Origin of the sequence: Sporosarcina sp. P33, from assembly GCF_002077155.1 — a bacterium.
Lineage (GTDB): Bacteria > Bacillota > Bacilli > Bacillales_A > Planococcaceae > Sporosarcina.
Genome location: NZ_CP015027.1, coordinates 1,408,843 through 1,430,527, shown reverse-complemented (window position 1 = coordinate 1,430,527; position 21,685 = coordinate 1,408,843). Strand labels below are relative to the sequence as shown.

At 47.5% G+C, this 21,685-nt stretch carries 17 protein-coding genes, 6 tRNA genes and 3 rRNA genes; 24 read left to right on the top strand and 2 right to left on the bottom strand.

Annotated elements, in window-relative coordinates; all coding sequences use genetic code 11:
- Nucleotides 1–2: 2 nt before the first annotated feature.
- The 19 genes from SporoP33_RS07140 to tsaD all read left to right on the top strand — a co-directional run bounded on the left by SporoP33_RS07140 (nt 3) and on the right by tsaD (nt 13,793).
- Entirely contained in the window at nt 3–344 is a 342-nt protein-coding gene (locus SporoP33_RS07140) for an STAS domain-containing protein (RefSeq protein WP_081243076.1), read from the top strand.
- A complete protein-coding gene (gene rsbW, locus SporoP33_RS07135; protein ID WP_081243075.1) occupies nt 331–804 on the top strand; it encodes an anti-sigma B factor RsbW in 474 nt (157 codons plus the stop codon). Before SporoP33_RS07140 ends, rsbW begins: the two co-directional genes overlap by 14 nt.
- A complete protein-coding gene (gene sigB, locus SporoP33_RS07130) occupies nt 779–1,564 on the top strand; it encodes an RNA polymerase sigma factor SigB (protein ID WP_081243074.1) in 786 nt (261 codons plus the stop codon). The genes rsbW and sigB overlap by 26 nt, the downstream gene beginning before the upstream one ends.
- Nucleotides 1,564–2,160: a PP2C family serine/threonine-protein phosphatase gene (locus SporoP33_RS07125; RefSeq protein WP_081243073.1), complete on the top strand. Its 597-nt coding sequence runs from the start codon at nt 1,564–1,566 to the stop codon at nt 2,158–2,160. The genes sigB and SporoP33_RS07125 overlap by 1 nt, the downstream gene beginning before the upstream one ends.
- 111 nt (nt 2,161–2,271) lie before the next feature.
- Entirely contained in the window at nt 2,272–4,413 is a 2,142-nt protein-coding gene (locus SporoP33_RS07120; protein WP_081243072.1) for a Tex family protein, read from the top strand.
- A 14-nt stretch (nt 4,414–4,427) separates the two neighbouring features.
- Nucleotides 4,428–4,880 (top strand): SprT family protein, encoded by a 453-nt coding sequence (locus SporoP33_RS07115; protein WP_081243071.1) that lies wholly within the window; start codon nt 4,428–4,430, stop codon nt 4,878–4,880.
- A 254-nt stretch (nt 4,881–5,134) separates the two neighbouring features.
- Nucleotides 5,135–5,206, top strand: a tRNA-Glu gene (locus SporoP33_RS07110).
- Between the two features lie 48 nt (nt 5,207–5,254).
- Nucleotides 5,255–5,329 (top strand) — tRNA-Gln (locus tag SporoP33_RS07105).
- Between the two features lie 72 nt (nt 5,330–5,401).
- Nucleotides 5,402–5,477: transfer RNA gene (locus tag SporoP33_RS07100), tRNA-Lys, on the top strand.
- A gap of 78 nt (nt 5,478–5,555) precedes the next feature.
- Nucleotides 5,556–5,642 (top strand) — tRNA-Leu (locus SporoP33_RS07095).
- Nucleotides 5,643–5,668: 26 nt separating this feature from the next.
- Nucleotides 5,669–5,742, top strand: a tRNA-Gly gene (locus tag SporoP33_RS07090).
- 268 nt (nt 5,743–6,010) lie between these two features.
- Nucleotides 6,011–7,563, top strand: a 16S ribosomal RNA gene (locus SporoP33_RS07085).
- A gap of 260 nt (nt 7,564–7,823) precedes the next feature.
- Nucleotides 7,824–10,752: ribosomal RNA gene (locus tag SporoP33_RS07080) — 23S ribosomal RNA — on the top strand.
- A gap of 73 nt (nt 10,753–10,825) precedes the next feature.
- Nucleotides 10,826–10,941: ribosomal RNA gene (gene rrf, locus SporoP33_RS07075) — 5S ribosomal RNA — on the top strand.
- Together the 16S, 23S and 5S rRNA genes with 6 tRNA genes alongside form the textbook arrangement of a ribosomal RNA operon.
- 24 nt (nt 10,942–10,965) lie before the next feature.
- Nucleotides 10,966–11,041, top strand: a tRNA-Asp gene (locus SporoP33_RS07070).
- 143 nt (nt 11,042–11,184) lie between these two features.
- Nucleotides 11,185–11,634, top strand: a complete 450-nt coding sequence (gene tsaE, locus SporoP33_RS07065) for a tRNA (adenosine(37)-N6)-threonylcarbamoyltransferase complex ATPase subunit type 1 TsaE (RefSeq protein ID WP_255363033.1) — start codon at nt 11,185–11,187, stop codon at nt 11,632–11,634.
- Nucleotides 11,631–12,335, top strand: a complete 705-nt coding sequence (gene tsaB, locus SporoP33_RS07060) for a tRNA (adenosine(37)-N6)-threonylcarbamoyltransferase complex dimerization subunit type 1 TsaB (RefSeq protein ID WP_081243070.1) — start codon at nt 11,631–11,633, stop codon at nt 12,333–12,335. Before tsaE ends, tsaB begins: the two co-directional genes overlap by 4 nt.
- Entirely contained in the window at nt 12,325–12,777 is a 453-nt protein-coding gene (rimI, locus tag SporoP33_RS07055) for a ribosomal protein S18-alanine N-acetyltransferase (protein WP_081243069.1), read from the top strand. Before tsaB ends, rimI begins: the two co-directional genes overlap by 11 nt.
- Complete coding sequence (tsaD, locus tag SporoP33_RS07050; RefSeq protein ID WP_081243068.1) at nt 12,774–13,793, top strand: tRNA (adenosine(37)-N6)-threonylcarbamoyltransferase complex transferase subunit TsaD; 1,020 nt, start codon at nt 12,774–12,776, stop codon at nt 13,791–13,793. Before rimI ends, tsaD begins: the two co-directional genes overlap by 4 nt.
- 777 nt (nt 13,794–14,570) lie before the next feature.
- Here tsaD and SporoP33_RS07045 read toward each other — a convergent pair.
- A complete protein-coding gene (locus SporoP33_RS07045; RefSeq protein WP_081243067.1) occupies nt 14,571–16,496 on the bottom strand; it encodes an ABC-F family ATP-binding cassette domain-containing protein in 1,926 nt (641 codons plus the stop codon).
- Nucleotides 16,497–16,649: 153 nt separating this feature from the next.
- Between SporoP33_RS07045 and SporoP33_RS07040 the strand changes: the two genes are divergently transcribed.
- From SporoP33_RS07040 to dacB, 4 genes are all read left to right on the top strand, one after another.
- Nucleotides 16,650–17,297 carry a redox-sensing transcriptional repressor Rex gene (locus tag SporoP33_RS07040; protein WP_081243066.1) on the top strand — a complete coding sequence of 216 codons (648 nt, stop codon included), beginning with the start codon at nt 16,650–16,652 and terminating at the stop codon, nt 17,295–17,297.
- 64 nt (nt 17,298–17,361) lie between these two features.
- On the top strand, nt 17,362–17,553 hold the full coding sequence (locus tag SporoP33_RS07035) for a twin-arginine translocase TatA/TatE family subunit (protein WP_081243065.1): 192 nt from the start codon (nt 17,362–17,364) through the stop codon (nt 17,551–17,553).
- 17 nt (nt 17,554–17,570) lie between these two features.
- Nucleotides 17,571–18,374 carry a twin-arginine translocase subunit TatC gene (tatC, locus tag SporoP33_RS07030; RefSeq protein ID WP_081243064.1) on the top strand — a complete coding sequence of 268 codons (804 nt, stop codon included), beginning with the start codon at nt 17,571–17,573 and terminating at the stop codon, nt 18,372–18,374.
- 135 nt (nt 18,375–18,509) lie between these two features.
- The gene (dacB, locus tag SporoP33_RS07025) at nt 18,510–20,000 is read left to right on the top strand and encodes a D-alanyl-D-alanine carboxypeptidase/D-alanyl-D-alanine endopeptidase (protein WP_081243063.1); all 1,491 of its coding nucleotides are present in this window, start codon (nt 18,510–18,512) and stop codon (nt 19,998–20,000) included.
- Nucleotides 20,001–20,466: 466 nt separating this feature from the next.
- Here the strand turns inward: dacB and SporoP33_RS07015 are convergent, their stop codons facing one another.
- Nucleotides 20,467–21,198, bottom strand: a complete 732-nt coding sequence (locus tag SporoP33_RS07015) for a CPBP family intramembrane glutamic endopeptidase (protein WP_231293316.1) — start codon at nt 21,196–21,198, stop codon at nt 20,467–20,469.
- Nucleotides 21,199–21,392: 194 nt separating this feature from the next.
- On the opposite strand from SporoP33_RS07015, the gene groES reads away from it, so the two are divergent.
- Entirely contained in the window at nt 21,393–21,677 is a 285-nt protein-coding gene (gene groES, locus SporoP33_RS07010; protein WP_081243061.1) for a co-chaperone GroES, read from the top strand.
- The last annotated feature ends 8 nt before the right edge of the window (nt 21,678–21,685 follow it).

Here is a 21,685-nt window from a genome sequence, read left to right as displayed (position 1 = left end):
AAATGAATTTACAAGTAGAGCAAGTAGATAAAGATTTAGTTCATAATTTCAAGATTATCGGAGAAATTGATATATATACAGCGCCAAAGCTAAAAGAGCATCTGGCAAATTTAGAACAGGCTGCAGGAATGGAAGTTGAACTGGATCTGTCTGAAGTAAACTATATGGATAGTACTGGTTTAGGTGTATTCGTAGGTTTTTACAAAGAAGTGAAAGCGAATAATGGAAGTTTAGTGATTAAAGGATTGAATCAGCGCCTTTACCGTTTGTTCGAGATTACAGGCCTCAGCGATATTATGGAGATAGAACAATCAAAAGGTGGCGAAGATAATGCAGGCGTTTGATTACATCGAGATTAAAGTACCAGCTAAAGCCCAATACGTTGGCGTGGCCCGATTAGCGATCTCAGGTCTTGCCAGCCGTGTAGGTTTTACATACGATGAAATTGAAGATTTGAAGATTGCGGCGAGTGAAGCTGTGACGAATGCGGTGCAGCACGCATACGCTGATGAAAAAAAAGGTGAAGTGATTTTAGGCTGTGCAATTTACGAAGATCGCCTTGAAATCGTCGTAACAGATCACGGCCAAAGCTTTAATTTCGAAGAAACTAAGAAGAAGGTCGGTCCCTACCAAGACTGGAATGAAGACTCTCCCCTGCGAGAAGGCGGGTTAGGGCTTTACTTAATGGAAACTTTAATGGATGAAGTAAAAGTTGACCAGGGAGAGGGTGTCATTGTTTTCATGACCAAGTATTTGGGCAGAGAGCGGGGGGAGGACCATGTCAAATCAACAGTCTTCTCGTGATAATGAAACAAAAGCACAAGTCATTCAATGGATACATGATTATCAGGAGAATAATGACGAACATGCACAAACGCAGCTGGTCCTTCATTATGAACGACTGGTTCATTCCATTGCGCGCAAATATTCACGGGGCCAATCCCATCATGAGGATATCGTGCAGGCCGGGATGCTCGGCCTGTTAGGTGCAATCCGCCGCTATGACCCGGAACAGGGCCGGAACTTTGAAGCGTTTGCTGTCCCTACAATTATTGGAGAAATTAAACGTTTTCTTCGGGATAAGACGTGGGCCGTTCATGTGCCCCGCCGAATCAAGGAACTTGGACCAAAAATTAAAGCGGCGGTTGAAGCGCTGACAATAGAATTCCAGCGTTCGCCGATGGTGTATGAAATTGCAGAGTATCTCGGCACTGACGAAGAATTAGTGCTCGAAGCAATGGAGATGGGCAGAAGCTATCAGGCACTCTCTATCGATCATACATTGGATGCAGACTCAGAAGGCGGAACGATTACACTGCTCGATATTATAGGGGAAACCGATGATGGTTTTGAGAAAACAGACCAGCGCATGCTTGTATTGGAAGCACTGAACGTTTTGAGCGAGCGGGAACGACAGATCATCCAGTATACATATATCGATCAGATGAGTCAGAAAGAAGCTGGTGAATTGCTGGATATCTCACAAATGCATGTATCCCGGCTGCAGCGAAAAGCGATTAAAAAACTACAGGAAGCAATTCTTACGAGTGGTGGTGCGAATTAGTGGAAACTTTCGAGAATGACTATGTAGAGGCATATATATATCAACAGTCTAAAAAAGGTAATAGAGATTCTGGAGATGCGTACTACATTCATTCAGAAGAAGATTATTTCATTTGCGCAATTGCAGACGGACTGGGAAGCGGTACCGAGGCTAAAGAATCTGCTGAAGTGATTCCGAAAGTCCTGGCAGCCTACCACCATGAATCGCCTGATGATTTATTGCTTCGCTGCAATAAACAAATGCTTCGCAAGCGCGGTGCGGCAGTGGGGATTGTAAAAGTATACTTTGCACAGAAAACGTTGGAGTATAGCTGTGTCGGCAATATCCGCCTCTATATTTTGCAATCAAACGGTCAAATGATTTATCCGCTGCCTGTCATGGGCTATTTATCGGGACGGCCGCAAACACCCCGTGCGCAGCGGTACCCGTATAATCGTAACGACCGGTTCTTCCTTCATTCAGATGGTGTGAATTTACGCAGCCCTAAAAAGTATTTACAGGAAAACTCCACTCCGTATCAGCTGTACAAGAAGATTGAAGATACTATCGGAGATCAGGATGATGCAACATTCATCGCTGCCAACCTGCTTCATTAATTTGAAGCGGTTTTTTTGTGCCTGAAAATAAATGGCTGCTGCAGGAAACTAGTTTCAATACATGCTATTATATGGAAAGAAGAAAGGGTGGTTGAATTGTCAAGAGATCTTATGGAAGCAACTGCAAGCCGTGCAGGAATTGATAAACGCCAAACGGCAAGTGTCATCGCACTGTTAGAAGAAGGCAACACAGTACCTTTTATTGCACGTTACCGTAAAGAAGCAACAGGTTCACTCGATGAAGTCCAGATAAAAGACATTGAAGACGCTTATCATTATGTGAAATCCCTTGAGCAGCGTAAAGAGGAAGTCCTTCGTTTAATAGAAGAACAAGGAAAGCTGGATGATGCGTTAAAAGCAGAAATTGAACGTGCGACGGTATTGCAGCGAATCGAAGACTTATATCGCCCTTATAAACAAAAACGCCGCACAAAAGCAATGATCGCTATCGAAAATGGCCTGGAGCCTTTGGCGGATCAACTGATGCAGCAGTCATCTGAAAATATTGAAACTGCAGCACAATCGTATATCAATCCTGAAAAAGAAATCCATACTGCAGAAGACGCGTTGGAAGGCGCAAAGTTCATTATTGCGGAAAGGGTATCAGAAGACGCAGCGATGAGAGAAAAAATCAGAAAAACCACATGGGCGTCAGGCAAACTAGCGGCCGGGCTGAAAAAAGGTGCAGAAGACGAGCGGAAAGTCTTTGAAAATTATTATGAATACGAAGAGCCGCTGAATAAAATCGTTCCTCACCGGGTGCTGGCCATTAATCGCGGAGAGAAAGAAGACGTATTGCGTGTCAGTGTAAGTTTTCCGGCTGAACGAATTGTCGGCGATCTTGAGCGCATGTACCTCAAACGCAACCCATCCTCTTCAGCACCATATATAAAAGAGGCATTGGAAGATTCATTCAAACGGTTAATCGCTCCTTCTATTGAAAGGGAAGTGCGGACTGCGCTGACAGAAACTGCTGAAACACAAGCCATCCATGTGTTTTCAGAAAACCTGCGCAGCCTATTATTACAGCCGCCGTTAAAAGGGAGAACCGTGCTCGGCGTGGACCCCGCATTCAGAACAGGATGCAAATTGGCGGTGGTAGATGAAACAGGAAAACTTCACGATATCTCCGTCATCTATCCGCACCCGCCAAAACCTCAAAAAGAAGCATCGAAAAAGGTCATTATGGATTTATTGAAGAAATACCCGATATCCATCATCGCCATCGGCAACGGCACCGCATCGCGCGAAACAGAGAAATTCATCGTTGATTTAATTAAAGAAGCGGACAAGCCGGTTTCTTATGTAATCGTCAATGAAGCAGGAGCCAGTGTTTATTCTGCATCTGCGAAGGCAAGAGAAGAATTTCCAGACCTGCAGGTCGAACAGCGAAGTGCAGTATCTATTGCGCGCCGTCTGCAGGATCCGTTGTCGGAACTCGTAAAAATTGATCCAGGTTCTATTGGCGTCGGGCAATACCAGCATGATGTTGCGAAAAAGAATTTGACGGATTCCCTTTCATTTGTTGTGGAAACGGCAGTGAACAGAGTAGGGGTCAACGTCAACACTGCCTCATCCTCTCTTTTGCAGTACGTCTCAGGTTTATCAAAAACTGTGGCGGAGAATATTGTCAAAGCGAGAGAAGAGGCAGGCAAGTTTACAAAGCGTACGGATTTAAAGAAAGTCCCGCGGCTTGGCGCCAAAACCTATGAACAGGCAATCGGTTTTCTGCGTATACCGGAATCGGCAGAACGTTTTGATTCAACGGGTATTCACCCGGAAAGCTACAAAGTGGCAGAAGCAGTATTAAAAGAACTGAACTTGGATAAAACGCAGCTTGGCACAGAAGAGGCAGCAGCTGCACTGGGACAGGTAGATGTTCCAAAACTCGCTGAACAGCTGGATGTAGGGGAAATTACGCTTCGGGACATCATAGAGACGCTGCGGCGTCCGAATCGCGACCCGCGTGATGATTATCCTCAGCCTTTATTAAAAGCAGACGTTCTGGATATTAAAGATGTGCACGAAGGGATGGAGCTGCAGGGAACGGTCCGTAATGTGGTGGATTTCGGCGCGTTTGTTGACATTGGTGTTTCCGAAGACGGACTGGTTCATATCTCCAAAATGAAGAAGGGATATGTCAAACATCCGCTGGACGTCGTTGCATCGGGTGATATTGTTACGGTATGGATAGACTCTGTCGACCGTCAAAAAGGACGTATTGCATTGTCCATGCTTCCTCTTAAGAAATAAAGGAGAGAATCAGCATGTCAGAAGAACAACTACAGCAACTAGTTGAACGTATTTCAATTGATGTTTTCCATAAACCATTTCTTCATCAGGCAGTTTTTAATAGCAGACTGCGGACAACTGGCGGCCGCTATAAGCTGGCCGATCACTTTATAGAGATTAACCCGCTCGTCATTGAACTCCATGATGAGGAAGAGCTGATCGGAATTATTAAACACGAACTCTGTCATTATCATCTTCATTTAGAAGGCAAGGGGTATAAGCACGGTGATCAGGATTTCAAACAGCTTCTAAAACAAACAAATTCGCCGCGTCATTGCAAGCCGCTTGTAAAGCGCCCTGCAAAAAGAGCACTGCTGCACTTGTACCGCTGTACAGCCTGCGGGTTAGATTACCCAAGACGAAGAAGAATGGATTGCACGAAATACCGCTGTGGTAAGTGCGCCGGAAAGATTATGAAGGTCGAATAACGTAAGAAGGCATTCGGTCATCTGAACCGGATGCCTTTTACTATTTGGAGAAAAGCAGAAGAGAATCAGTCTTTCCGATAAAAAAGAATTGTGTATGAAGGCCGTTATATCAACGTTTTCGGGCGTTGGGAAAAGTAATTTAAAAAAGATTGCTTAAAAAGGTTGACGAAAGGGCAGACCCTGTCTATAATAGTAAAAGTCGACTAAGACAAGCGAGACAAAACGTTCGCTGACTGAAACGGCAATACTAATACGGCCCCTTGGTCAAGCGGTTAAGACACCGCCCTTTCACGGCGGTAACACGGGTTCGAATCCCGTAGGGGTCACTTTTTATAAAAGAACATATGCCTTAAGGTCTGGCAGCAGATCATCAGTGGGGTATAGCCAAGCGGTAAGGCAACGGACTTTGACTCCGTCACTCGTTGGTTCGAATCCAGCTACCCCAGCCATTTTAATTGTGTGTATACACGATTAAAAAGTTAAAGGTTTTTGGAACGTAATGTTCTTTGTATTATTATAACGAGCCGTTAGCTCAGTTGGTAGAGCATCTGACTTTTAATCAGAGGGTCACAGGTTCGAATCCTGTACGGCTCACCATTCACTTTAAAAAGTTTTTAAAAAAATACTTGACTTCTTAACTTGAAGGTGTATAATAGAGATTGTCGCTAAAATAAAGCGGTAGTGGCGGAATGGCAGACGCGCTAGGTTGAGGGCCTAGTGGGGGTTAACCCCGTGGAGGTTCAAGTCCTCTTTACCGCACCAAACATTCTTTTCATTACAATTTATATGCGGGTGTAGTTTAGTGGTAAAACCTCAGCCTTCCAAGCTGATGATGAGGGTTCGATTCCCTTCACCCGCTCCATATTATTTGAACCATATGAACCTTGAAAACTGAACAGCAAAACGTTAACGAAATACAGTTTGTGCATCTAGCGATGACATAAACAAAATGAGTATCTTAATTGATGCCAGCAAATGAAACTCGAGCTAATCGAATTTTCATTCTATCGGGTGTCGAGTCGTAGCGGAGTGCTAGGAAGTGATCGAGCGAAGAAGGGAGCGTACTAACGTACGTGACCGACTGAGCGAGTGAAACTGACGACGCAATCCGCTGCGAATTGGCGGCCGGTCTTATGGAGAGTTTGATCCTGGCTCAGGACGAACGCTGGCGGCATGCCTAATACATGCAAGTCGAGCGAACTGTTGGAAGCTTGCTTCTAACAGTTAGCGGCGGACGGGTGAGTAACACGTGGGCAACCTGCCCTTCAGATGGGGATAACTCCGGGAAACCGGGGCTAATACCGAATAATCCATTTCTTCGCATGAAGAAATGTTGAAAGACGGCGTCTCGCTGTCACTGAAGGATGGGCCCGCGGCGCATTAGCTAGTTGGTGGGGTAACGGCCTACCAAGGCAACGATGCGTAGCCGACCTGAGAGGGTGATCGGCCACACTGGGACTGAGACACGGCCCAGACTCCTACGGGAGGCAGCAGTAGGGAATCTTCCACAATGGACGAAAGTCTGATGGAGCAATGCCGCGTGAGTGAAGAAGGTTTTCGGATCGTAAAGCTCTGTTGTAAGGGAAGAACAAGTACAGGAGTAACTGCCTGTACCTTGACGGTACCTTACCAGAAAGCCACGGCTAACTACGTGCCAGCAGCCGCGGTAATACGTAGGTGGCAAGCGTTGTCCGGAATTATTGGGCGTAAAGCGCGCGCAGGCGGTCCTTTAAGTCTGATGTGAAAGCCCACGGCTCAACCGTGGAGGGTCATTGGAAACTGGAGGACTTGAGTACAGAAGAGGAAAGCGGAATTCCACGTGTAGCGGTGAAATGCGTAGAGATGTGGAGGAACACCAGTGGCGAAGGCGGCTTTCTGGTCTGTAACTGACGCTGAGGCGCGAAAGCGTGGGGAGCAAACAGGATTAGATACCCTGGTAGTCCACGCCGTAAACGATGAGTGCTAAGTGTTAGGGGGTTTCCGCCCCTTAGTGCTGCAGCTAACGCATTAAGCACTCCGCCTGGGGAGTACGGCCGCAAGGCTGAAACTCAAAGGAATTGACGGGGACCCGCACAAGCGGTGGAGCATGTGGTTTAATTCGAAGCAACGCGAAGAACCTTACCAGGTCTTGACATCCCACTGACCGGCATGGAGACATGCCTTTCCCTTCGGGGACAGTGGTGACAGGTGGTGCATGGTTGTCGTCAGCTCGTGTCGTGAGATGTTGGGTTAAGTCCCGCAACGAGCGCAACCCTTAATCTTAGTTGCCATCATTCAGTTGGGCACTCTAAGGTGACTGCCGGTGACAAACCGGAGGAAGGTGGGGATGACGTCAAATCATCATGCCCCTTATGACCTGGGCTACACACGTGCTACAATGGACGATACAGAGGGCTGCAAACCCGCGAGGGGGAGCCAATCCCACAAAATCGTTCCCAGTTCGGATTGCAGGCTGCAACTCGCCTGCATGAAGCCGGAATCGCTAGTAATCGTGGATCAGCATGCCACGGTGAATACGTTCCCGGGTCTTGTACACACCGCCCGTCACACCACGAGAGTTTGTAACACCCGAAGTCGGTGGGGTAACCCTTACGGGAGCCAGCCGCCGAAGGTGGGACAGATGATTGGGGTGAAGTCGTAACAAGGTAGCCGTATCGGAAGGTGCGGCTGGATCACCTCCTTTCTAAGGATTATGTTCTCTTGTCTGAAATATGACGGAAACATTCGGAAGATGAATCTCCGATTCATCACGTTAACGTTTTGCGTTCAGTTTTGAAGGCTCATTTTTTGAGTGTTCAAAGCTTTTTTCTTGTTCATTGAAAACTGGATAAAACGACATTGAAAGTAATCAAGTAATCAACCGAATTGCATAGTCATATGCAGTTCAAGCAATCTTTTTAACCTTCTGATTCCTATCGCTAGGATGACGTTGGACCTTTTATAGGTTAAGTTAGAAAGGGCGCACGGCGGATGCCTTGGCACTAGGAGCCGATGAAGGACGGCACTAACACCGATATGCTTCGGGGAGCTGTAAGTAAGCTTTGATCCGAAGATTTCCGAATGGGGAAACCCACTGTCCGTAATGGGACAGTACGTGTATGTGAATACATAGCATACTCGTGGCACACCCGGAGAACTGAAACATCTAAGTACCCGGAGGAAGAGAAAGAAACATCGATTCCCTTAGTAGCGGCGAGCGAAACGGGAAGAGCCCAAACCAAGAAGCTTGCTTCTTGGGGTTGTAGGACACTCTATACGGAGTTACAAAGGAATGCATTAGACGAAGCGACCTGGAAAGGTCCGCCGCAGCGGGTAAAAGCCCCGTAGTCGAAAGTGCATTCCCTCCAGAGTGGATCCTGAGTACGGCGGAACACGTGAAATTCCGTCGGAATCCGGGAGGACCATCTCCCAAGGCTAAATACTCCCTAGTGACCGATAGTGAACCAGTACCGTGAGGGAAAGGTGAAAAGCACCCCGGAAGGGGAGTGAAATAGAACCTGAAACCGTGCGCTTACAAATTGTCAGAGCCCGTTAATGGGTGATGGCGTGCCTTTTGTAGAATGAACCGGCGAGTTACGATTCCATGCAAGGTTAAGCTGAGAAAGCGGAGCCGCAGCGAAAGCGAGTCTGAATAGGGCGAATGAGTATGGGGTCGTAGACCCGAAACCAGGTGATCTACCCATGTCCAGGGTGAAGGTCAGGTAACACTGACTGGAGGCCCGAACCCACGTATGTTGAAAAATGCGGGGATGAGGTGTGGGTAGCGGTGAAATTCCAATCGAACCTGGAGATAGCTGGTTCTCTCCGAAATAGCTTTAGGGCTAGCCTCAAACGAAAGAATCTCGGAGGTAGAGCACTGTTTGGACGAGGGGCCCATCCCGGGTTACCGAATTCAGACAAACTCCGAATGCCGATGATTTATGTTTGGGAGTCAGACAGTGGGTGATAAGATCCATTGTCGAGAGGGAAACAGCCCAGACCACCAGCTAAGGTCCCCAAGTATCTGTTAAGTGGAAAAGGATGTGGCGTTGCCCAGACAACCAGGATGTTGGCTTAGAAGCAGCCATCATTTAAAGAGTGCGTAATAGCTCACTGGTCGAGTGGCGCTGCGCCGAAAATGTACCGGGGCTAAACAGATCACCGAAGCTGTGGATTGACCGTATGGTCAATGGTAGGAGAGCGTTCCAAGGGCGTTGAAGCTGGACCGGAAGGACTGGTGGAGCGCTTGGAAGTGAGAATGCCGGTATGAGTAGCGAAAGAAGGGTGAGAATCCCTTCCACCGAATGCCCAAGGTTTCCTGAGGAAGGCTCGTCCGCTCAGGGTTAGTCAGGACCTAAGTCGAGGCCGATAGGCGTAGACGATGGACAACAGGTTGATATTCCTGTACCACCTCCCCGCCGTTTGAGTAATGGGGGGACGCAGTAGGATAGGGTGAGCACACAGTTGGTTGTGTGTCTAAGCAGTGAGGTGGAGAACGAGGCAAATCCCGTTCTCATATAACACTAGGCTGTGATGGCAAGGAGATTTATCTCCGGAGTCCCTGATTTCACACTGCCAAGAAAAGCCTCTAGCGAGGCGGGAGGTGCCTGTACCGCAAACCGACACAGGTAGGCGAGGAGAGAATCCTAAGGTGATCGAGAGAACTCTCGTTAAGGAACTCGGCAAAATGACCCCGTAACTTCGGGAGAAGGGGTGCTCTGGTAGGGTGAATAGCCCGAGAGAGCCGCAGTGAATAGGCCCAGGCGACTGTTTAGCAAAAACACAGGTCTCTGCAAAATCGTAAGATGACGTATAGGGGCTGACGCCTGCCCGGTGCTGGAAGGTTAAGAGGAGGGGTTAGCGCAAGCGAAGCTCTGAATTGAAGCCCCAGTAAACGGCGGCCGTAACTATAACGGTCCTAAGGTAGCGAAATTCCTTGTCGGGTAAGTTCCGACCCGCACGAAAGGCGTAACGATCTGGGCACTGTCTCAACGAGAGACTCGGTGAAATTATAATATGCGTGAAGATGCGCATTACCCGCGACAGGACGGAAAGACCCCGTGGAGCTTTACTGTAGCCTGATATTGAATTCCGGTGCAGCCTGTACAGGATAGGTAGGAGCCTTGGATTCCGGAGCGCCAGCTTCGGAGGAGGCATTGGTGGGATACTACCCTGGCTGTATTGGACTTCTAACCCTTGCCCGTGATCCGGGCAGGAGACAGTGTCAGGTGGGCAGTTTGACTGGGGCGGTCGCCTCCTAAAGAGTAACGGAGGCGCTCAAAGGTTCCCTCAGAATGGTTGGACATCATTCGCAGAGTGCAAAGGCATAAGGGAGCTTGACTGCGAGACCTACAAGTCGAGCAGGGTCGAAAGACGGACTTAGTGATCCGGTGGTTCCGCATGGAAGGGCCATCGCTCAACGGATAAAAGCTACCCCGGGGATAACAGGCTTATCTCCCCCAAGAGTCCACATCGACGGGGAGGTTTGGCACCTCGATGTCGGCTCGTCGCATCCTGGGGCTGTAGTCGGTCCCAAGGGTTGGGCTGTTCGCCCATTAAAGCGGCACGCGAGCTGGGTTCAGAACGTCGTGAGACAGTTCGGTCCCTATCCGTCGCGGGCGCAGGAAATTTGAGGAGAGCTGTCCTTAGTACGAGAGGACCGGGATGGACATACCGCTGGTGTACCAGTTGTCTTGCCAAAGGCATCGCTGGGTAGCTATGTATGGACGGGATAAATGCTGAAAGCATCTAAGCATGAAGCCCCCTTCAAGATGAGATTTCCCATTACGCAAGTAAGTAAGATCCCTCAAAGATGATGAGGTGGATAGGTCTGGGGTGGAAGTACGGCGACGTATGGAGCTGACAGATACTAATCGATCGAGGACTTAACCTATTATAAAAAGAAGTTACTTGAAATACCCAATGTCTTTTATTCAGTTTTGAGTGAACAAGCTTTACTCAAGAAGTCTAGTAACGATGGCGAAGAGGTCACACCCGTTCCCATACCGAACACGGAAGTTAAGCTCTTCAGCGCCGATGGTAGTTGGGGGTTTCCCCCTGTGAGAGTAGGACGTTGCTAGGCTTTAATTTTTTTTGCTCTTTTTAAGGTCCCGTGGTGTAGCGGTTAACATGCCTGCCTGTCACGCAGGAGATCGCGGGTTCGATTCCCGTCGGGACCGCCATATTTTAACATTCCAAACGATTTCACCTTTACCGGTGCAATCGTTTTTTTATTGTAATCAGGCAGGGCCGTCTTCTTGGCTTTTGTTTTGAACAGTTTTTCTGTACACTAGTACTATGATAGGAAGAGAAAGGTGCGTTGGCTGTGTGGAAGAAAGAAATTGAGTCTGTAGAAGAGATGGAAATGCTGGCCGCCGAGATTGGCCGCCGGCTGAGGCCACCCGACATGCTGACACTTGAAGGCGATCTTGGAGCCGGTAAGACAACATTCACAAAAGCCCTTGCGAAAGCGATTGGGGTTACGCGGACAGTCAGCAGTCCTACGTTTACAATTGTGAAGCAGTACGAAGGGGATTACCCTTTCAATCATCTGGATGTGTATCGGTTAGCCAATAGCGAAGAAGACTTAGGGTGGGACGAGCTGTTTTACGGAGATGCGATTTCTGTGGTGGAATGGGCACAATTCATTCAAGATGAACTGCCTGATCAGCGTCTGGAATTAGTGATTCATCATACAGGACCTGATTCCCGCCAAGTTGAATGCATTCCAAAAGGCGAACGATTTACACGCATTTGTGAGGAGATTTTTACATGATATGGTTAGGTATTGATACAGCAAATTCCCCATTGTCAGTAGCTATTGTCAAAGATGATGTGTTATTGATTGAAGAATCGAGCATGATGAAGGTCAATCACTCGCTGCGTGCGATGCCCGCTGTGGAAGAGGCGTGCCGGAAAGCGGATATTACGCCTTCAGATATTGACGCGATTGCCGTTTCAGAAGGACCTGGCTCGTATACTGGCGTGCGTATAGGCGTAACGATTGCGAAGACACTTGCATGGACTCTTAAAAAACCGCTGTACGGTGTTTCAAGCCTTAAAGCTCTTGCAATGAACGGACAGCTTTACACGGGCCTGATCTGCTCGTTAATTGATGCGAGAAGATCTAATGTCTATGCCGGTGTTTATCGTGCGGAAGGTTCTGATCTGGCAAATGTACTGGAAGACCAGCATTGTGCATTAGCAGACTTGCTTGGTCAGCTGCGCGACTATAATGAACCGGTCCTATTTGTCGGTGAAGACGTAAAGATTCATAAAGCCATGATCTGTGAGCATCTTGGCGAACAGGCGCAGTTTGTTTCATTCGCAATGAATGTGCCGCGCGCTTCTTCTGCTATTTTATTGGCTCAGCAGACAGAAGAGGCGGAGACGGTGCATACGTTTACGCCGCAGTATAAACGGATAACCGAGGCGGAAGCCAATTTGGCAAAGAAGGAGTCTTCCCATGAGTCATGAGGTGCAATTTCGAAAAATGACGCAGGAGGACATTCCTGCGGTTGCGGCTATTGAGCGTGAATCGTTTGCAACGCCTTGGACAGAAGAAATCTTTGAGCATGAGTTGACCGGCAATGCCTATGCTCATTACATTGTAGCAGAGCTCGACGGGGAAGTAGTCGGACATTGCGGCATGTGGATCGTTCTGGATGAGTGCCATATTACGAATGTAGCTGTACTGTCTGCGCATCGCGGTAAGGGATATGGTGAAGATTTAATGCGTCAGGCGATGGAGCTTTGCCGTTTAAACGAAGTGAAGACAATGACACTTGAAGTGCGTGTCAGCAATGAACCGGCCCGATCGTTGTATCGGAAGCTCGGTTTCCAGGAAGGCGGCATCAGAAAAAACTATTATACCGACGACCATGAAGATGGTCTCGTCATGTGGGTGGAGTTCTCATGAGGAAAGATCATTATATTTTAGGAATTGAAACGAGCTGTGATGAAACTGCAGCGTCAATTGTGAAAAACGGCACGGAGATTATCTCTTCTATTGTGTCTTCACAGATTCAGCAGCAGAAGCAATTTGGCGGTGTTGTACCGGAAATCGCTTCCCGTCTGCACGTTGAACAGATTACGCTTGTCATCGAAGAAGCTTTGCGTGAAGCGAGGCTTACGCCAAGCGATCTGGAAGCGGTGACTGTGACGGAAGGCCCCGGCTTAGTGGGAGCATTGCTGATCGGCATCAATGCAGCGAAGGCTTTTGCATTTGCGAATCAGTTGCCGTTGATCGGTGTGCACCATATCGCAGGACATGTTTATGCCAATCAGCTGATTCACGAAATGGAATTCCCATTGCTTGCGCTAATCGTCTCCGGCGGCCACACGGAACTTGTTGTGATGAAATCGCACGGCTCATTTGAATTGATTGGTGAGACGCGCGATGATGCAGCGGGAGAAGCGTATGATAAAGTAGCCCGTGTGCTTGGTCTGCCGTATCCCGGGGGTCCTCAAGTGGATCGTCTCGCATTGGAGAGTGAGGAAAGTGTTGACTTCCCTCGTGCCTGGCTGGAAGCAGATTCGTATGACTTCAGTTTCAGCGGATTAAAATCGGCTGTCATCAATTATAAACACAACATCGAGCAAAAAGGCGGGCAGATCAATCACGGTCACGTCGCGGCCGGATTCCAGCAAAGTGTTGTGGACGTATTGACCGTCAAGACAGTGAAGGCAGCAAAAGAATATGAGGTAAAACAAGTGATTGCAGCGGGAGGCGTCGCTGCAAATCAAGGGTTGAGAAAATCATTGACCTCCGCGCTTGAAAAGGAAGGAATTCCATTTTACGTTCCTCCTATTTCATTGTGCACAGACAACGCGGCAATGATTGCCGCAGCTGGCTATGAAATGTGGAAAAGCGGTGTGCGAAGCGATTCCCGAATGAACGGACGGCCCGGCATGCCGTTAACTTCATGGAATTAACAAAGAAATGCTAAATCGGCCGCCCAGATGCGGCAGGCGTAAGACAAAGCGGCGAAGCGGCGCACTTTGCCGCACAGCCGCTTTGCCTTACGACCCGAGCATCTGGCCGATTTAGCTGGACAATTAAAGAAATGCTAAATCGGCCGCCCAGATGCGGCAGGCGTAAGGCAAAGAGGCGAAGCGGCGCACTTTGCCGCACAGCCGCTTTGCCTTACGACCCGAGCATCTGGCCGATTTTAGCTGGACAATTAAAGAAAAGCTAAAACGGCCGCCCCGATTCGACCCGGGTTTCCGGCCAATCTAAGCAGATACACACAGTTTGCTAACTTTCAGCAAATTGTGTGTTTTTTTGTGAAACGAATATTCATTTGTCAATAGGGAACATTCGTACTTATGCACAATTTGTGGACAGTTTGTGGGTAAGTTCTGTAATGTGCAAGACGTAACCGCATACATTTTGGATAACTTTGTGGATTGTTTATCTAATAACTGTGGATAATGTTCATAACTATGTTCATATGTGTTTAAATCGCGATTTTATCTGTGGAAAAGATTGTGGAGAATAAAAGTGGTTTTTGGCTGATAGGTTTATAATGAAATAGTGAAAATGACGAATAATCGCGAAGAAATTGAGAGTTTTGTCGGTTGTTGTCGGAAAAACGGCCATGCAGAGTGAAAAATTGGAGCAATGGGGCGTTTTCAAATGTACTGGACTTTATCGGGACAAGTTTTATCAACAGGTAAAAGCGGACCTTCCTTAGAAAGTCCGCTTGTTCCTTATAAATTTTCCAGCTCGTCCTGCAGTACCAGCCATTCTTCAGATTGTTCATCGTGAATCGCTTGCAGTTCGTCGATTTGACGCTGGATGTCCATCAGTTCGACGTGATCGTTCGCCAGCTCAGGATCGAGCAGCCTGGCCTGCAAAGTTTCGATTTCTTGTTCCGCAGCTTCCATCTTCTTTTCGATGTCTGCTATAGTCCGGGTTAAACGCCGTTCCTGACGCTGTTGTTCTTTATTGGCTATTTCCTTTTTGACGGCGGGTTGTTTCGTTTGCTGTTCAAGTTGCACAGCTTCTGCGATTTCCTCCATCTCGGTTTTTTTCTCAATATAGTAGTCGTAGTCTCCCAAGTATTCCACAGCCCCGTCATCACTCATTTCAATGACTTTGGTTGCCAGCCGGTTGATGAAGTACCGGTCATGAGATACGAACAGAATGGTGCCAGGAAAATCGTCGAGTGCGTTTTCAAGGATTTCCTTGCTGTCGAGATCGAGATGGTTCGTCGGCTCGTCCAGAACGAGCGTGTTGGATTTCTCAAGCATCAGCTGCGCCAATGAAAGCCGTGCTTTTTCTCCGCCTGATAAAGAAGTGACCAGTTTTTCAATGTCGTCACCTGTGAACAGGAAGCGTCCGAGCAATGAGCGCACATCTTTTTCATTCATCAGTGGCCAGTTATCCCAGATTTCCTGCAGAACGGTGCCAGAACCGATCAAGGTTGCCTGATTCTGATCATAGTAGCCGAATTGCACATTCGTACCGTATCGGATTTCGCCGCCCATCAGTTCATTGCGTTTAACAATCGTTTTCAGCAATGTTGATTTGCCGACGCCATTGGGGCCGATAAATGCCACGCGGTCGCCTTTATAGATCCGCAGATTAATATGCTTTGAAACGGGCTCCGAGCCATAGCCGATTTTTACGTCATCAAGTGACAGTACATCATTGCCGCTCGGCCGGTCCAGTGTGAAGGAGAAGCTGGCTGACTTTTCATCGCCTTCCGGGGAATCCATCCAGTCTCTGCGCTCCAGCTGCTTGCGGCGGCTTTTCGCCATTTTTGACGTGGAAGCGCGCGCAATATTTTTCTGAATAAACTCTTCCAGCTTAGCTTTCTCATCTTTCTCCTGCTCAAACAACTTCCGGTCACGCTCATAGTTTTTCGCCTTCTCATCCAGATAAGCACTGTAGTTTCCGCTGTACTTCGTAACTTTCCGCCTTGATACTTCATATACGGTGTTGACCACTTTATCAAGGAAGTACCGGTCATGAGATACGATAAGAATGGCACCTTCATAGGCAGACAGATAGCGCTCCAGCCAGTTCAGTGTCTCGATGTCCAAATGGTTCGTCGGCTCATCAAGTATCAGCAGATCGGGCCTGCTAAGCAGCATTCGTGCAAGCGCCAGACGCGTCTTCTGACCGCCTGACAGCAAATGCACAGGCTTCTCGAAATCATCGGGGTAAAACCGCATGCCGTGAAGCACAGAGCGTGCATCCGCTTCAAACTGATAGCCCCCTGCTTCTTTGAAGGCGATCTGCAGTTCATCGTACTCTGTCATGACGCGTTCATAACGGCTAGCGTCTTCATATACCGCGGGATCGGCCATCTGATGCTCCAGTGAGCGCAGCCGGCTTTCCATTTCACGCAGCGGCACGAAGACAGTCATCACTTCATCCCAAATCGTCAATTCCGAATCAAGTCCGCTGTGTTGTTCCAAATATCCGAGGCGAACATCTTTCGGAATGATGATATCGCCTTCATCTGCAGATAATTCACCTGCTATAATTTTCAATAATGTCGATTTTCCGGCACCATTTCGTCCAACCAGTGCGACGCGGTCCCGATGCTGTACTTCGAGACGGACATTCTCCAGTAGATCCGTGCCTGAAAAAGACTTGGTCAATCCATTCACTTGTAAAATAATCAAGCCTCACACCTCTATTCCTTCTCAGTTTAATGGAATGAAGCACGCCATGCAATAATCGGCTTTACAATGGCCCCGTTCTGCTGTACGATAAAAGCGGCTATACCCTTGTTTAGGGGTTGGTTATTGAAGTGACACTGGAGGTCGGGCACAGCTGTGGATAAACCTAGAATTCCGCAGGCAACGTCAAAACGGTTGCCTTTATATTATAGATTTTTACGAAACTATGCAGATGCAGGTGTACAACGTATTTCATCAGGTGAATTAAGTGAAGCAATGAAAATCGATGCGGCGACAATCCGCAGAGACTTCTCCCATTTCGGGGCACTCGGGCGCAAAGGATACGGCTATGACGTCGACTCTTTATTGCAGTTCTTTCGCGAAACTCTGGATCAGGACGAAGAAACGAATGTTGCGCTGATCGGGGTCGGGAGTCTTGGCAACGCCTTTCTGAAGTATAACTTCCAGAAAATCCACAATACAAAAATTGTCGTGGCATTTGATCCGAAAGCGCCGCATGAAGGCGAGAAGAGGAATGATATTCCCATCTATCCGCCAGACCGGATTGAAGAAAAAATTAGCGAACTCGGCATTGAAATGGTCATCTTGACCGTTCCGTCACGTGTGGCGCAGGATCTGACAGACCGTCTGGCGAAAACCGGTGTGAAAGGCATTTTGAACTTCACCCCTGAACGGCTGGCGGTGCCGGATACGATCCGCATTCAGACAATTGACTTGTCCGGTGAGCTGCAGACATTGATTTACCTTATTAAAAACGACGTAAAAGATTCACAAATAACGTGACCGCGGTGATAGTAAAATCATAGGTTTTCGTGTAGAATGGACATATTATGAGGAGGTGGCCAACATGGCTCCAGGCATCGGAAGTTTGCTGATTATCGCTGTAATCGCATTGCTTATATTTGGTCCTAAGAAATTACCGGAGATCGGTAAAGCGTTCGGTTCTTCATTGCGTGAGTTTAAAAACGCAACAAAAGGCCTTACAGACGACGATGATGACGTAAAAAAGGCGGAAGACAAGAAAGAAGAAGTGCGCTGAGTTAGGGTGTTATTCTGATGGCAGATAAAGACTTAACGATCATTGAACATATAGATGAAGTTCGAAAACGGCTGATGGTAATCGTCGTTTTCTTTATTGTCGGTGCAATCGGCAGTTTCTTTCTGGCGAAGCCGCTGATTAATTTTATTCAATTTGATACACCGGCTGAACAAGTCACTTTGAATGCGTTTAATGTGATAGATCCCGTTGTGATTTATTTAAAAGTCATCGTATTCCTGGCAATCGTTATTATTTCACCGGTGATCATGTATCAGTTCTGGGCGTTTATTTCACCGGGACTCCGTGAGTTGGAACGAAAAGTCACACTGTCCTATATACCATTTGCTTTTCTTCTGTTTTTGGCAGGAATCAGCTTTTCGTATTTCATCTTGCTGCCGTATGTCATGAAATTCATGATCAACTTGTCAGGTCAATTGAACATTGAACAGACAATCGGCATTAATGAATATTTCTCTTTCTTGTTTTCCCTGTTATTGCCGTTCGGTTTCGTCTTTCAGTTACCGATCGTCATTTTATTCTTATCCCGTCTGGGTGTGCTGCAGCCGAAAGTGCTCGTCAAAGTACGGAAAGTCGCGTACTTCGTCCTGTTCGTGCTCGCCGCATTCATTACACCTCCCGACATCGTATCGCATCTATTCACCACGGTTCCGCTATTTATCCTGTATGAGATCAGTATTGTCATCTCACGTCTTGGATACCGGAAGTTCGAGAAAGCTGAACATCTGCGCCAATTGGAAGAAGTAAAAGCAGAACAGCAGCGGCAGATCGACGAAGTGATGAATCAGCTTGACGATAAATAAACAAATGCTAATCCTCTTGCGCAGGCAGGAGGATTTTTTGTGCTTCCATTACAATAGAACGGGACTGGGTTCTTTTTCCATAGTCCCTATGGTAAACTAATGAGGAATAGAACATATAGGGGGAGTAGAATTCAAGTGAACAGAAAAAAGACTCCAGGCAGATGGAGCAAATGGTTGCTGGGCGCATTATTGATTATGGCAAGTGTTACTGCTCCGGCAGCAGCAGATCAGGCAGCTGCGGCTCAGCAGTCTTATAAAGGATTAGAAGCTGGCATCAATCAAGTCATTACGGGGCAGCGGATGCGGGGAACGAGAAGCAGTATTATCGTGCGTGAAGCAGACTCCAATCGCGTTGTCTATCAATACCGGGGCAGTCAAGGCGTAACGCCCGCTTCCAATATGAAAGTATTGACGGCCACGGCGGCACTTGAAGTGCTCGGGAAGGATTATACATTCGATACGGATGTGCTGACGAATGGTACGGTGAAAAATGGTGTCCTTAACGGCCATCTGTATTTGCGGGGCACAGGAGATCCGACATTGCTGGAATCTGATCTGCTGCGCCTGGCGCGACAGCTGCGCGAATCAGGCATCCATTCTGTGACAGGACATATTGTGGCGGACGATACGTGGTTCGATACACAGCGTTTATCACCGGGTATCCATAAAGCAGACGAAACGTATTATTACGCAGCACAAATATCGGCACTGACCATATCGCCGAATAAAGACTACGATGCAGGGACTGTCATCGCAGAAGCAAAGCCGACACGAAACGGCAAAGCGGCAGCCGTCACATTGACACCGCACACGGATATCGTCAAAGTTGTCAACCGCACACGGACAGTACCAAAAAATCAGCGCAATACCGTGACGATGAAACGCCAGCAAGGCACGAATACGATCATCGTTTCAGGAAATGTCCCATTGAACTCGGGCGGTAAGCGGCAGTGGATTACTGTTTCCAATCCGACGGCTTATACGGCGGATGTTTTTAAGCGGGCACTGGCGAAAGAAGGGGTTACACTTCAGAAGACCGCCCGTGTAACGCGCGGGAAAACACCAGCGACAGCAGAACTGCTCGCAACGAAAAAATCGATGTCATTATACTATTTAATGATGCCATTTATGAAATACAGCAACAACTCCCACGCGGAAATTCTGGCAAAATCGATGGGACGTGCAGTCTATAATGAAGGAAGCTGGAATGCAGGCCTGCGTGCAGTCAGAGAAACGTTGGAAAAAGACGGCATCAGCACGAAAGGCATGTATTTTGAAGACGGATCGGGCATGTCCCATAAAAACAAAATCCCTTCAGAGAAAATCGCACAAGTGCTGTACGCAGCTCAGAATAAAGAATGGTACCCTGCGTTTGAACGTTCATTGCCAATCGCAGGAGTCAATGACAGAATGCTTGGCGGAACACTTCGCAATCGCTTAACGAATCCAATCGTCAGAGGCAACGTGCAAGCGAAAACCGGTTCACTGAACGGCACCGATTCACTGTCGGGCTATGTGAAGACTAAGAGCGGGGAAGAACTGATTTTCAGCATCCTGACAGAGAACGTCAAAGGAACAGCGAAGCCTGACATTGATAAAATGGTACAAGTTATGGCGGCGCAGTAAAGATATTGAAATCGGGTGAGGCACAGTTCGACGTTACAGGGGAACGCGTGTCTTATGGACTTGCAATCAGCTGATCCTTTTGTTTAGTTCTGAAACTTGATGAATATAAAATAGATAAGATTATGGACAGTGCTTATACATGCTTTGTAATTACATATTGTCTAATAGTTTTATACTTTTGCACTATGAACTTAGATAAATTAAAAGAAAACAATAATTTAGGCATTACTGCCAGTGAGTGATCTATATCGCTACACATTAAAAGTAGGGATGGGAGTGGAAGCAGGGGCGACTCCCGGAGGATCAGCGTGAGTCCAAGACCCTGGACTGAACGAAGAGAAGGAAGCGGCTTGGGCCACGCCCTCGGGAAAGCGTCCCCTGCTGGAACTCCCATCCCCGAACCGCAAGCCAAATTTAACCCTCTGCATACCAATAAAAAAATCTCCTCATTAGCGAGGAGATTTTTTTATTGCAGGAATAATACGATACTCTGCTGCATATCTTGTAATTGTTGCAGTTTATCCGCATTCCATTGCACAGCAGTGACAAAGCTGTTCATCAGGAAATGGGCAATCATCGGAGTCAGCAGCCGCTTCGTTTTATAGTAGACGAACGCAAATGCCAGACCGGGCATCAAGTACATCAGCAAATGCTGCAACTCGTTATGCACAGCAGCGAAGACGATGGCGCTGACAATTGCGGCGACCCAGAAGTTCGTCTTCGTGTACAAGCCGCCGAAGATAATCCGGCGGAACACGACTTCTTCAAGGAACGGTGCAAACAGTACCATGGCGAAAATGATAATCGGCGCAGTCTTTGCGATGTTCGACAGCATCTCCGTATTCTCAGAGCCTGCCGTCACACCGAACGCTGACTCGACTGCGGCTCCTATAATCTGTCCTGCCATAGCGAGGAAGAAACCGAGCACGCCCCAGAGAAGGATGCCTCCGAATCCTGATGGCTTTCCTTTAAAGACGGGAATGAATCGCTTATTGCGCAACAGCATCACAGCGATGAGGAGTGATGCAATACCTTGGGTGATGAACAGCGTCCAGGCGAAGCCTTGCGACACAGCATCTATTTTGGACAAGTCTTTGCCTGTGAAATAAGCAATCAGTTCAGGGGCAAGAAATATGCTGCCAATCTGCAGCAGCACGTACGTCATGAAGATCATCAGAGCAACAACCCATTTTTTCACGGTGCACAACCTTTCTTTCGTACATGTTGAATAGTTTAACGCGAAAAAAGAGGTTTGGCAAAAGAAGAAAATGTCGAATGTTTTTACTTGCAATTAGACGTGGAATTCTTTATTATAAGAATTGTGTTAGCACTCAACTTAAGTGAGTGCTAAGAAAAATAACTATTACCATAATCTCGAGGAGGTTGTTTCATTTGTTGAAACCACTAGGTGACCGTATCGTAATCGAATTAATCGAAGCAGAAGAAAAAACGTCAAGCGGCATTGTCTTACCAGACTCTGCAAAAGAAAAGCCGCAAGAAGGTAAAGTAATTGCTGTTGGTACAGGCCGTGTTCTTGAGAACGGACAGCGTGTTGAACTCGAAGTATCCGAGAATGACCGCATTATTTTCTCTAAATATGCAGGTACAGAAGTGAAATATGAAGGCACAGAATACTTGATTCTGCGCGAAAGTGACATCCTTGCAATTATCGGTTAATTGATTGT

Excerpts from the sequence above, each read along its gene's own strand:
- SporoP33_RS07140 (WP_081243076.1), top strand. The coding sequence starts at position 3 with ATGAATTTACAAGTAGAGCAAGTAGATAAAGATTTAGTTCATAATTTC.
- rsbW (WP_081243075.1), top strand. The coding sequence starts at position 331 with ATGCAGGCGTTTGATTACATCGAGATTAAAGTACCAGCTAAAGCCCAA.
- sigB (WP_081243074.1), top strand. The coding sequence starts at position 779 with ATGTCAAATCAACAGTCTTCTCGTGATAATGAAACAAAAGCACAAGTC.
- SporoP33_RS07120 (WP_081243072.1), top strand. The coding sequence starts at position 2,272 with ATGGAAGCAACTGCAAGCCGTGCAGGAATTGATAAACGCCAAACGGCA.
- SporoP33_RS07115 (WP_081243071.1), top strand. The coding sequence starts at position 4,428 with ATGTCAGAAGAACAACTACAGCAACTAGTTGAACGTATTTCAATTGAT.
- tsaB (WP_081243070.1), top strand. The coding sequence starts at position 11,631 with ATGATATGGTTAGGTATTGATACAGCAAATTCCCCATTGTCAGTAGCT.
- rimI (WP_081243069.1), top strand. The coding sequence starts at position 12,325 with ATGAGTCATGAGGTGCAATTTCGAAAAATGACGCAGGAGGACATTCCT.
- tsaD (WP_081243068.1), top strand. The coding sequence starts at position 12,774 with ATGAGGAAAGATCATTATATTTTAGGAATTGAAACGAGCTGTGATGAA.
- SporoP33_RS07035 (WP_081243065.1), top strand. The coding sequence starts at position 17,362 with ATGGCTCCAGGCATCGGAAGTTTGCTGATTATCGCTGTAATCGCATTG.
- tatC (WP_081243064.1), top strand. The coding sequence starts at position 17,571 with ATGGCAGATAAAGACTTAACGATCATTGAACATATAGATGAAGTTCGA.